Origin of the sequence: Myxococcus llanfairpwllgwyngyllgogerychwyrndrobwllllantysiliogogogochensis (assembly GCF_006636215.1) — a bacterium.
In the GTDB taxonomy this organism is placed as follows: Bacteria; Myxococcota; Myxococcia; order Myxococcales; family Myxococcaceae; genus Myxococcus; species Myxococcus llanfairpwllgwyngyllgogerychwyrndrobwllllantysiliogogogochensis.
The window spans coordinates 55,394-68,417 of sequence record NZ_VIFM01000004.1 but is presented as its reverse complement, the minus strand read 5'-3'; the positions used below and the strand labels follow the sequence as shown (position 1 = coordinate 68,417).

Annotated in this window: 2 protein-coding genes (1 of these 2 only partly in view); both read left to right on the top strand. The window is 71.4% G+C overall.

The window, feature by feature from the left end:
• A protein-coding gene (locus tag FJV41_RS01805; protein WP_141640632.1) for a non-ribosomal peptide synthase/polyketide synthase crosses the window boundary here: on the top strand, positions 1-753 show its final stretch. The gene continues 17,253 nt to the left of window position 1, outside the view; 753 of the gene's 18,006 nt are visible here — the last part of the coding sequence; its start codon lies beyond the left edge, outside the window; the stop codon is at positions 751-753.
• Entirely contained in the window at positions 746-13,024 is a 12,279-nt protein-coding gene (locus FJV41_RS01800; RefSeq protein WP_141640631.1) for a non-ribosomal peptide synthetase/type I polyketide synthase, read from the top strand. Before FJV41_RS01805 ends, FJV41_RS01800 begins: the two co-directional genes overlap by 8 nt.

Genomic DNA, 13,024 nt, shown 5'->3' with positions numbered 1-13,024 from the left:
GTCCGATGGTGCGCGGACGGCGAGCTCGAATACGTCGGGCGCGCCGACGGACAGGTGAAGCTGCGCGGCTTCCGCATCGAACTCGGAGAGCTGGAGGCTGTCCTACGCGAGCACCCGGCGGTGAGGGATGCCGCTGTCGTGGCGCGAGATGAAGGCGGCACTCGCCGACTGGTTGCGTACGTCACCGGCGACGGGCCGGGCCTCGAGGTGCCGGGGCTGCGCGGCTATCTCACCGAGCGGCTGCCGCAATACATGGTCCCCGCCACCTTCGTGGTGCTGGACACCCTGCCCCTGTCGTCGAGCGGCAAGCTCGACCGCAAGGCGCTGCCGCCGCCCGACGCTCGGCACCTGGGCTCGGCGGCCACATACGAAGCGCCGCGGAGCGACGTCGAGCGCACCGTGGCGGGAATCTGGCAGGAGGTCCTCAACGTGCCTCGGGTGGGCCTGCACGACGGGTTCTTCGACCTGGGCGGCAACTCGCTCTCGCTCGTGCAGATCCACGGCAAGCTCCAGAGCGCGCTGGGCGTGGAGTTCCCGCTCGTCGAACTCTTCCAGCACCAGAGCGTGAGTGCGCTCGCCGCGCACCTGCGCCGTGTCGCCGACGCCGCGGCCACGCCCGTGGACACCGCCGCCGAGGAGGAGCGCTTCGATTCCCGAAGGGCCCTGCTCGAGCGGCAGCAAGCCCGGAGGCGAGGACGCGCCGGCCCCACCCCGGCCGACTCGGACGGCAATCCGGAGGATTCCCATGAGTGACGACATGGAGCGGTCCGAGCCTTCTCCGGAGGGCGTGGCGATCATCGCCATGTCCGGCCGCTTCCCCCAGGCCGCGACGCTCGAGCAGTTCTGGGACAACCTTCGCCGTGGCGTCGAGGCGCGCACCGTCTTCACCGACGAGGAGCTGTTGGCCGACGGCGCCGACCCGGCCCGCATCCACCAGCCCGGTTACGTCCGCGCGGGCTTCGTGCTCGAAGACGTGGACCGCTTCGACGCGGGGTTCTTCGACTTCAGCCCGCGCGACGCGGAGGTGCTCGATCCGCAGCACCGCGTCTTCCTGGAGTGCTGCTGGGAGGCGCTCGAGCGCGCCGGGTACGCGAGCCGGGCATACCGAGGGCAGATCTCCGTCTTCGGCGGCGCGGGCGCGTCTTCGTACCTCTACAGCAACCTGCTCTCCCGCCCGGACGTCCTCCAGGGAATGGGGACCTTCCAGGTCACCATCAGCAACGACAAGGATTTCCTCCCGCCACGCATCTCCCACAAGCTGGGGCTGCGCGGCGCGAGCATCGCGGTGCAGACGGCCTGCTCGTCCTCGCTCGTGGCGATCCACCTCGCGTGTCAGAGCCTGCTGACGGGCGAGTCGGACCTCGCGCTGGCGGGTGGCGTGTCCATCGCCCTGCCCCAGCGGACCGGTTACGCCTACCAGGAAGGCGGCGTCGTCTCACCGGACGCGCACTGCAGGACCTTCGACGCGAAGGCCGCCGGCACGGTGCGCGGCTCGGGGGCGGGGGTCGTGGTCCTCAAGCGCCTCGCGGACGCTCTCGCGGACGGTAACCCCATCCTCGCGGTCATCCGTGGTTCGGCGGTCAACAACGACGGCGAGGCACGGCTGGGCTACACCGCCCCGAGCGTCGAGGGGCAGACCGCGGTCGTCTCCGAGGCCCTGGGCATCGCGGGCGTCCCCTCGGAGAGCGTGACGTACGTGGAGGCCCACGGGACGGCCACGCCCCTGGGCGACCCCATCGAGGTCACCGCGCTCACCAAGGCGTTCCGCGCCCGGCTCTCGCAGGGTGCGCGGGCGCGCTGTGCGCTCGGCTCGGTCAAGACCAACATCGGGCACCTCGATGCCGCAGCTGGCGTCGCGGGGCTCATCAAGACGGTCCTCGCCCTCCAGCACCGGGAGCTGCCGCCCTGCCTCCACTTCGAGCAGCCCAACCCGAAGCTCGACCTGGCGAGCGGCCCGTTCTTCGTCAACGACACGCTGCGGCCGTGGGAGAGCGACGGCACGCCGCGCCGGGCCGGCGTGAGTTCGTTCGGTATTGGCGGGACGAACGCGCACGTCATCCTGGAGGAGGCGCCCGCGAGGCCTTCCTCGACGTCCTCCAGCCGCCCGTGGCAGTTGCTCACGCTGTCGGCGCGCACCGCTCCCGCGCTGGAGGCCGCCACCTCGAACCTCCAGACCTGGCTGTCGCAGCACCCGGAGGCCGAGTTCGCCCAGGTGGCGCACACGCTGCAGGTGGGGCGCCAGCGGTTCTCGCACCGCCGTGTCCTGGTCTGCCGTGACGCGGAGGATGCTCGCGCCGCGCTGGAGGCGAGAGACCCCCAGCGCCTGCGGACCACCCTCCAGGAGGACTCCACGAGCCCTGTCGTCTTCCTGTTCCCTGGCCAGGGTGCGCAGTACGTGGGCATGGGGCGGGAGCTGCACGCGTCGGAGCCCGTCTTTCGCAAGCATGTGGATGACTGCTGCACCCGCCTGAAGTCCCTGCTCGGCTTCGACCTGCGCGAGGTGCTGTTCCCACCGTCCGACGTGGACCCCTCGGCCGCGGAGGCGCGGCTCACCCAGACGGCGGTGACGCAGCCCGCGCTCTTCGTCATCGAGTACGCCCTGGCGAAGCTATGGATGTCGCTGGGCGTGACGCCGCAGGCGATGCTCGGTCACAGCATTGGCGAGTACGTCGCCGCGTGCATCGCGGGAGTGCTGACGCTCGACGACGCGCTCGCGTTGGTGACGGCGCGCGGCCAGCTCATGCAGTCGCTCCCCTCGGGCGCGATGCTCTCGGTCGCGCTCCCCGAGGCCGAGCTGCGGCCCCTGCTCGGCCCCGCGCTGTCGCTCGCCGCGGTCAACGGGCCCGCGCTCTGCGTGGCCTCGGGCCCCACGGAGATGGTGGAGGCGCTGGAGGCGGTGCTCTCCCGGCGGAAGGTCGAGTTCCGCCGGCTGCACACGTCGCACGCCTTCCACTCGGCGATGATGGACCCCATCCTGGAGGCCTTCGCCGCGAAGGTCCGTGGTGTGCGGCTGTCGCGGCCTCGCCGTCCCTACGTCTCCAACCTGACCGGCACCTGGATCACCGAGAAGGAGGCCACGGACCCGGGCTACTGGGTGGAGCACCTGCGCCAGGCCGTGCGCTTCGCCGACGGAGCGAAGCTGCTGCTCGAGGACACGGCGAACGTGTTCCTGGAGGTCGGTCCTGGCACGACGCTCGGCGCGCTGGTGAGGCAGGCGGCACGGTCGTCAGGGCCGAGCACCATCCTGTCCACCCTGCGGCACCCGCGCGAGTCGGTCTCCGACCGGACGCGACTGTTGGAGACGGTGGGCCAGCTGTGGCTCGCCGGGGCCGCGCTCGACTTGAACGGGCTCCAGCCCGTGGAGCACCGTCGCCGGCTGCCCCTGCCCACCTACCCGTTCCAGCGCGAGCGCTACTGGATTGAACCGCGCGCCGGTGCCGGGCTCACCCATGCGCGAGCGGTGACAGGACCGGGGCTCGTGCGCAAGCAGGGCTCGCTGGCCGACTGGTTCTACGTCCCGGGCTGGAAGCACGCGGTGCGGCCCGGCCCGGGCACGGCGGCGACTCGCTGGCTGGTGATGCTCGATGAGCGCCTCGGTCCCGCGCTGGCCGACCGCCTGGAGGCCACGGGCGGGGACGTCGTGAGGGTGGCCACGACGGACGCATACGGCCGCCAGGGACCTCGCCGCTTCACCGTGGCCGAGGGACAGCCTGAGGGCTACACGCGCCTGCTCGCGGAGCTCGACGCGGAAGGCTGGAGGCCCGAACGGGTCGTCCAACTGGGGAGCGTCGCCGGGGCCTCGCTGGACGAGGCGTCCGCGGTGGACCGGGCGGTGAATGGGTTCCACGACCTGCTCCATCTGGCGAGCGCACTGCACACGCGGAAGACAGACGCGGCTGTCGAACTCATCGTGGTCACCGCCGGAGCCCAGGACGTCACGGGAGAGGAGTCCCTGTGTCCGGCGAGCGCGCTCCTCGTGGGGGCGTGCAAGGTCCTGCCACAGGAGCTGTCCCCTGCCCTGCGCGTGCGCACAATCGACGTCGCCCCGGCGGAGGTGGGTGGAGAGCGGCTCACGCGCCTGCTGGTGGACGAGCTCCGCGTGGAAACGGCCGAGCCGGTCATCGCCTACCGGAGTGGACGCCGCTGGGCGGAGACCTACGAGCGCGCGCGCCCTCCAGAGGGGGGACAGGGCCGGCTGCGTGAGCGCGGTGTCTACCTCATCACGGGTGGGCTCGGGCGCATCGGCATGGCCCTGGCCGAGGAACTCGCGACGTCGTTCCAGGCGCGGTTGGTGTTCGTGGGCAGGTCAGTGTTTCCCGCGCGCGAAGCGTGGGAGGCGTGGCTGGCTTCCCATGGCTCGAACGACGAAACGTCGCGGCGCATCCGCCAACTGCTCGTCATCGAGCAGCGCGGTGGCGAAGTCCTTGTGCTCCGCGCGGACATCTCCCGCCCGGAGGAAGTCGCGGAGGTCCTCGCGCGAACCGAGGCGCGCTTCGGAGCCCTCCACGGGGTGATCCACTCGGCGGGAAGCCTGGGTGAGCGGGCCCACGTCCCGGTCCTGGACCCTGGTGACGCGCGGCATGCGGAGCAATTCGACGCGAAGGTGCGCGGAGTCCTGGCGCTCGAACGCGCGCTGCGGGGCCGCGCGCTGGACTTCGTGCTGCTGCAATCCTCCCTGGCGGCGGTGCTGGGAGGAATCGGGTTCGCGGCCTATGCGGCGGCAAACCTGTTCATGGACGCCTTCGCTGCCCGCCAGAACCGGAGCGAGTCCACGCCCTGGCTCAGCGTGGACTGGGATGGCTGGGGCGACGAGGAGACGCTCGACGAGGGGATGCTGGCGCTCACGATGGCCGAGGGCGTCGCCGCGTTCCAGAGCGTGCTCCGCGGCGACGTTCCGCGCTGGATCGTATCGACCGGAGACCTCTCCGCGCGGTTGGCCACGTGGGTCCAGCCGGTGGCGGCGCGTGGGGACGCGGCGAGCGCGGTGTCGTCGCATGCGCGCCCCCAACTCGCGACCGGCTACGTGGCCCCTCGCGACGCATTGGAACAGGAGCTGGCGGCGATGTGGCAGGAGCTCCTCGGCGTGACCCCGGTGGGCCGCCACGACAGCTTCTTCGATCTCGGTGGGCACTCGCTGCTCGGGACGCAGTTGCTGTCGCGCCTGCGAGAGACCTACCGGGTCGAGCTGCCGATCCGGACGTTGTTCGAGACCCCGACGGTCGCCGGCCTCGCGGAGGCGATCACCCAAAGCCGGAGCGGGCCCGAGACGCGCCCAGATCCCGCGCCCACGACAGCGAGCGCCACACCGCCCCGCGCCCCACTGTCCTTCGCCCAGCAGCGCCTCTGGTTCTGGGAGCGCCTGGAGCCGGGCACGTCCGTCTACAACATCCACACGGCGCTCCAGTGTGACGGTGACCTCGACGTGGGCGCCCTGGGGCGGAGCCTCGATGCACTGGCGGCTCGCCACGAGGCGCTCAGGACCACCTTCGTCGAGGAGGGGGACCAGGTCGTCCAGGTGATCGCCCGCCGGCTCGACCTGGAGGTACCCGTCACCGACCTGCGCGATCGCTCCGACGACACGCGCGCGGACGAGGCACGCCGCGTCGCGGAGGAAGAGGGACGCCGGCCCTTCGACCTGGAGAAGGGACCGCTCCTGCGCGCCCGACTCATCAAGCTGGCCGCGCGCGAGCACGTCGTCACGCTCACGGTGCACCACAGCATCTTCGACGCGTGGTCACTCGGCCTGCTCATCCGTGAGCTGGCGGAGCTCTACACGGCCTTCGCGGCCGGGCGGCGGCCCCGCCTGCCCGAGCTCACCATGCAGTATGCGGACTTCGCCCGCTGGCAGCGGGAGCGGCTCCAAGGCGACGTGCTCGAAGCGGAGCTCGCGCACTGGCGCACGCGACTCGCGGGAGCCCCTCCGGCGCTGGAGCTGCCGACGGATCGGCCCCGGCCAGCGACGCCGTCATACGACGGGGCGAGTCATCCGCTGGACCTCCCTCGTGAACTCACCGACGGGCTGAAGGAGCTGGGCCGGCGCGAGGGCGCCACGCTCTTCATGGTCCTGCTCGCGGGCTTCCAATCGGTCCTGGCCCGTCACTCGGGGCAGGACGACATCGTCGTGGGCACACCCATCGCCGGGCGCAACCGCGTCGAGCTCGAGAGCATCGTCGGCTTCTTCATCAACACGCTCGCCCTGCGAACGCGGCTGTCGGGCAACCCCACGTTCCGCGAACTCGTGGGTCGGGTGCGCGAGGTGACGCTGGCGGCCTACGCCCACCAGGACATCCCCTTCGACAAGCTGGTGGAAGCCCTGGCGCCGCCGCGCGACCGCAGCCGCTCGCCGCTGTTCCAGGTTCTGCTCATCCTGCAGAACGCGCCGGTTCCAGAGCTGGCCCTGCCCGGGGGTCTCAAGCTGCGCCCTGTCGGCGCGCCGGAAGAGCCGGCCAGGTTCGACCTCAGCCTGTCCTTCACGGAGACCGCCAGCGGGTTGCAGGGGACACTGCGGTACGCCACGGCGCTGTTCGACGCGAACACCGCGCGGCGCCTGCTCGGCCACCTGCGCATGTTCCTCGAGGCCGCGGCAGCCAACCCCGACCAGCGGCTGGACACCGTATCGCTCCTGTCCGCGGACGAGCAGCGTGAACTCGCGCACCTGGAGTCGGGCCGGCGTGAGCGACCTTCGCCCCGGTCCATCCTCGAGCGCTTCCGAGCGTGGGTGGACCACACGCCGGCGGCGCCCGCCGCGCTCATGGGCGAGCGCACCGTGCGCTACGACGCCCTCGCCCTCCGCGCCCACGTCGTGGCCCGCGAGCTGGCACGGCACGGGGTCCACCGAGGGACGCCGGTCGCCGTCTTCCTCCCCCGCTCCCCCGAGCTGCTCGCCACATTGCTCGGCGTCCTCGAAGTCGGCGGCGCGTATGTGCCGCTCGATCCGGGCTACCCGGCGGAGCGCGTGGCCTACATGCTGGGCGACGCGCGCCCCCGGGTCGTCGTCACGGATGGGCCTCGGCGTGAGCAACTCCCAGAAGCGTGGCGGGAAGGCGCGGTCCTCGTCGAGTCGCTCACCGATTCACCGGGAGCGTCGCCGCGTCCGGCCGACCTCCAGGGCGATGACGTGTCGCACCTGGTCTACACGTCCGGATCCACCGGCATGCCCAAGGGCATCATCGGCCACCACGCGGGCATCCTGAACTACGTCGACTACCTGGAGCGCACCTATCGGCCCGGCCCGGGTGACGTCGCGCTGCAGCTCGCCTCGGCTTCCTTCGACGCCTCGCTGCGCGACATGCTGGCGCCGGTGTTGATGGGCACGCCCGTCGTCTTCGCCGACGGCGACCGCGGGCGAGATCCCGAGGAACTGCTCGCGGCCATCGAGCGCTACCGCGTCACGCTGCTGCCGAGCGTGGTGCCCAGCCTGCTCCGGCTGCTCCTGGCGGCGGCGGGGACCCGGCCGCGCGAGTTGGGGACGGTCCGGCTGATCCTCTGCAGTGGCGAGCGGCTCCTCGCGACGGACGTGGAGCGGGCGCGCGCGGTGTTCGGTGCGCACGTGCGAATCGTCAACCAGTACGGCCCCACCGAGTGCACGCTGACGAGCACGTTCCACATCGCCACGCCCCAGGACCTCGTGGGCGTGGTGCCCGCGGGGCGGCCCATCGACAACGCCGAGGTGGTCCTGCTCGATGCCCGCGGCGAGCGTGTGCCCACCGGGGTCGTCGGCCACATCCACATCGGCGGCAACGGCGTGACGCATGGCTTCCTTGGGCGGCCCGACCTCACCGCCGAGCGCTTCGTGCCGCACCTAGATGGGGACCGGCCCGGGGCCCGCCTCTACGCGACGGGCGACTACGGGCGCTGGCGCGCTGACGGTGCGCTCGAGTTCGTCGGCAGGCGCGACGACCAGGTGAAGGTGCGTGGAAACCGGGTGGAGCTGGGCGAGATTGAATCCAACCTGACGCGCTGCCCGGGAGTGGGCGCGGCCGTGGTCCTCGCTGTTCCCGAGCAGGACGGTGACACGAGGCTGGTCGCCTGCATCGTCGCCAGCGACGCCGGGGCTCCAAGCGATACCGAACTCACCACGTTCCTCGCGGCCCGCCTGCCCGAGCCGATGCTCCCCTCTGCGTACGTGCTCCTCGATGTGCTGCCACGCACGCCGAACGGCAAGGCGGACCGGGCGGCGCTCATGCCCGCGGCGACGGCTGCCCGGCGGCGCGGTGGGGCCGACAGCGGGGCTCCTTCCGTGGCGCCGCGGACACCGACCCAGGAGATTGTCGCCGGACTCTGGGCCCAGCTCCTGTCGGTGGAGCGCGTGGGGATTCACGACAGCTTCTTCGACCTGGGCGGGCACTCGCTGCTGGCCACCCAGGCCGTGTCGCGCGTGCGTGTGGCCCTGGGAGTCGAGGTCCCACTGCGGGAGCTGTTCACACACCCCACCGTGGAGGCGCTGTCCGCGCGCATCGACGAACTCGCGATGAGCAGGCAGTCCGCCAGGGGCAGGCCGCCGCTCGTGCCCGCACCTCGCACGCAAGGGCTGCCGTTGTCCTTCGCGCAGAAGCGCCTCTGGGTGGTGGATCGACTGCGGCCCGGCGACCCGGCCTACAACATCTCGGGGGCCATCCGGGTTCGTGGGGCGATCGACGCCGACGTGCTCGAGCGCTGCGTCGCGGAGATCGTGCGACGCCACGAGAGCCTGCGCACGACCTTCGAGTTCGTGGGAGAGGAGCCGGTGCAGCGCATCGCCGCCGAGCTCGAGGTGCCGCTGGGGCGCGTGGACCTGTCGGACTTCCCCGAGCCCGAGCGCGAAGACCTGGTCGCCCGGCTCGTCGCCAAGGAGACGGGGTGGTCTTTCGCCCTGGCACAAGGCCCGCTGCTGCGCGTCTCGCTGCTGCGACTATCCGAGGCGGAGCACGTGCTGGTGTTCGCGATGCACCACATCATCTCGGACGGCTGGTCGCGCGGAATCCTCGTCCGGGACCTCATGGCGCTCTATGTCGCCTTCGTCGCGGGTCAGCCTTCGCCCCTGCCGAAGCCGGTGCTGCAGTACGCCGACTTCGCGCACTGGCAGCGGAGCTGGCTGCGGGACGAGGTGCTGGAGGCCCAGCTCGCGTACTGGCGTCGTCGGCTCGCGGGCGTGCCGCCGGTGCTGGCCCTGCCCACGGACCGTCCGCGTCCGGTAGCGCAGAGCCTGCGGGGCGCCCACTACCGGGCCACGCTACCGCCGCTTCTCGTGGAGGCGTTGAAGCGGCTTGGCCGGACGGAGGGGGTCACGCTGTTCATGACCCTCATGGCCGGTTTCCAGGCGTTGCTCTCGCGCTACACGGGGCAGGAAGACCTCACCGTGGGGACCGACGTCGCCGGCCGCAACAACGCCGACCTGGAGGGGCTCATCGGGTTCTTCGTGAACCAGCTCGTCATCCGCGGGCAGCTCGACGGCAACCCCCCGTTCCGCGCGCTCCTGACGCGCGTGCGTGACACGGCGCTGGAGGCGTACGCGAACCAGGACCTGCCCTTCGAGGAGCTCGTCCGCGCGGTCAACCCCGAGCGGAGCCTGGGCCATACGCCGCTGTTCCAGGTCAAGCTGGCGCTGCAGAACCAGCCGTTCACGGAGCTCCAGCTCCCAGGCCTGAGTCTGAGCGGCGTGGCGTTCGAGAACGCGTCGTCCAAGTTCGACCTCACGCTCGTCCTGGAGGAGTTCGAGGGCAGCCTCGTCGGGCTGTGGGAGTTCAGCACCGACCTCTTCGAAGAGGCGACGATCGCGCGCATGGCCGCGGCCTACCAGCGGGTGCTGGAGGCGGTGGTCACCGCGCCGGACCTGCGGCTGTCCTCCCTGCCCGTCCTCGCCGACGAGGAGCGCCACCGGCTGCTCGTCGAGTGGAACGCGACGGACGCCGAACTCTCGGTGGACCGCTGCGCGCACCACCTCTTCGAGGAGCAGGCGCGCCGCACACCGGAAGCGCCAGCGGTGTCCTTCCAGGGGCACGCGCTGACGTACGCGGAGCTGGACCGCCGGGCCAACCAGCTCGCGCACCACCTGCGTGGGCTCGGCGTCGGGCCCGAGCTGCGCGTCGGCGTTTGCCTGGAACGTTCGCTGGAGCTGGTGGTGGCCCTCCTCGGAGTGCTGAAGGCGGGGGGCAGCTTCGTCCCATTGGATCCTGGCTACCCCACGGAGCGGCTCTCCCTGCTGCTGCGGGAGTCCGCCGTGTCGGTGCTGCTCACGCAGGACGCGGTCCTCGACGAGCTGCCCCTCCGCTCGGAGCTCCCGGTCTGCCTGGACTCGGACTGGACGGACATCGCCCGCCACCCCACGAGCGCGCCGTCGGTCGACGTGACGCCGGAGAACCTGGCCTACGTCATCTTCACCTCGGGCTCCACGGGCCAGCCCAAGGGCGTCCTGCTCGCCCACCGGGGCCTGTGCAACACCGCCCTGGCCCTGGCGGCGGCCTTCGACATCTCGCCTGGGAGTCGGGTGCTCCAGGCCTCCGCGCTTGGCTTCGACGCCTCTGTCTCCGAGGTCTTCTCCACCCTGCTGAGCGGCGGCTGCCTCCATCTGGCCCTCCGTGACGAGCTGATGCCCGGTGCGCCCCTGCGCGACCTGATTCAACGGGAGGCCATCACCACCGTGACGCTCACGCCGCCGGTGCTCGCGCAGTTGGAGCCGCGAGCGCTGGACACGCTGCGGGTGGTGATCTCCGCGGGCGATGCGTGCACGCCGGAGCTCGCCGCGAGGTGGAAGCCGGGCCGGCGCTTCCTCAACGCCTACGGCCCGACCGAAGTGACGGTGTGCGCGAGCATCAGCCCTGACGTAAAGGTCGAGCGGCCGAGCATCGGCCGTCCGCTCCCGAACGTGCGGCTCTACGTCCTCGACCCCCACCTCCAACCGGTTCCCCTGGGGAGCACCGGCGAGCTGTACGTGGGTGGCGTGGGACTGGCGCGTGGGTATCTGGAGCGCCCGGACCTCACGGCCGAACGGTTCATCCCGTCCCCCTTCGCGCTCACGCCCGGTGAGCGGATGTACCGGACGGGAGATCTCGTGCGCGCCCTGCCGTCGGGCGAGTTCGAGTTCTCGGGCCGCGTCGACAACCAGGTGAAGGTCCGCGGCTTCCGCGTCGAGCTGGGGGAGGTCGAGGCGGTGCTCGGGCAGGCCCCCGGGGTGCATGAGGCCGTCGTCGTGGCCCGTGCCGACGCGGCGGGAGGCAAGCGGCTCGTGGCCTACTTCGTCGCCCGGGAGGACACGCGGCTCGCCGTCGAGGACCTCCGTGCGTTCCTGCGCGACAGGCTCCCCGACTACATGGTGCCGTCCGCGTGGGTGCTCCTCACGGCCCTGCCGCTGACGCCCCACGGAAAGGTCGACGCCAAGGCGCTCCCCGCTCCCGAGGCGGTGCCCGGCACTGAGGACATCCGCCAGCGCACCCCGCCCCGCACGCCCACCGAAGAGCTCATCGCCGAGGTGTGGGCCGACGTCCTCCAGTGCGGGTCCGTGGGCGTCGACGATGACTTCTTCGAGCTGGGCGGACACTCGCTCATGGCCACCCAGGTGACCACGCGCGTGGGCGGAGTCTTCGGCCTGGAGCTGTCGCTGACCGACTTCTTCTCGAAGCCCACCGTGGCGGCGCTCGCCACGCATATCGACTCACTCGGAGGCACGTCCGGGCCGCGCGTCCCGCCCGTCGTCTCCACGCCACCGTGCGAGGTGCTGCCCCTCTCGCCGCGCCAGCAGGTGTACTGGTCGGACGAGGAGAAGGGGCCCGAGGACCTCGCGAACTCCTCCCCGGCGGCCTTCCGCCTGGACGGCCCGCTCGACACGGAAGCACTGCGGGAAGGCTTCGACCTGCTCGTCCGGCGCCATGAGATTCTCCGCACGAGCTTCCCCGTCATCGACGGCACTCCGATGCAGCGGATCGCCTCGCAGGGGGAAGCGCGGCTCCAGGTGATCGAACTCGGCGACCTGCCGGAGCAACAGCGACAGGCGGAGCTCATGCGGCGTATCGACGAGGAGCAGCACCGCCCGTTCGACGTCGCCCAGGGACCGCTGCTCCGCGCCTGGGTGTTCCGCCTCACCGCCGACACGCACGTCCTGCTCCTCAACCAGCACCACGCGATCACCGACTACGTCTCCACGTCCCTCTTCATGGGCGAGCTGGCGGAGGTCTACGCCGCGATCCGTGAAGGGCTGCCGCCGCGGCTCCCCGAGCCCGCGCTGCAGTACCGCGACGTCACCCGCTGGGAACACGACTGGCTGCGCGGGGGAGCGCTGGAACAGCTGCGCGCCTACTGGTCCCTGAAGCTCGCCAGTCCAGTCCTGGAGGTGGCGCTTCCCTACCGGCGCCCGCGCCAGCGGCACGAGGGCATCGTGAGCAGCCTCCAGCCGTTCCTGCTCTCACCCGAGCTCTCCAGGGCAACCCGGGCGCTCTGCCGCAAGGAGGGCGTGACGCCGTTCGTGCTGATGCTCGCGGCATTCCAGGTGGTCCTGTCGCGCTGCGCCGGGCAGGAGGACATCGCGGTCGGCTTCTCGCACGCCAACCGCCAGCGCATGGAACTGGAGAAGGTCCTGGGGATGTTCGCCGGTTACATGGTGTTGCGGACGGACCTGTCGGGTGACCCGAGCTTCCTCGAGGTCCTCCGGCGGGCTCGCTCGACGTACCTGGAGGCGTTCCAGCACCAGGGGCTTCCGCATACCGAACTGGTCAAGCTGATGCCGCCCCCGTGGCAGGTCGGCTTCTCGTTCACCCGCGTGGATCGCGCACAAGCCACCTCCGTGGCCGGGCTGTCGGTGTCCCCTCTCCCCCTCCATCGCACCCGGTCCCTGACGGACCTCAAGCTGAACGTCGTGGAGACACCGGAAGGACTGGGCGGCACCTTCGAGTACAAGGCCGACCTGTTCGAGCACGAGAGCATCGAGGCGATGCAGGACGACTTCCAGGCCCTGCTCGAGTTCATCGTCGCGGCCCCCGACCAGCGACTGTCCGAGCTTCCGCGACGCACGCACGCCCTGGGCCTCGCCCATGGAAGGCACGAGACGGCGTGA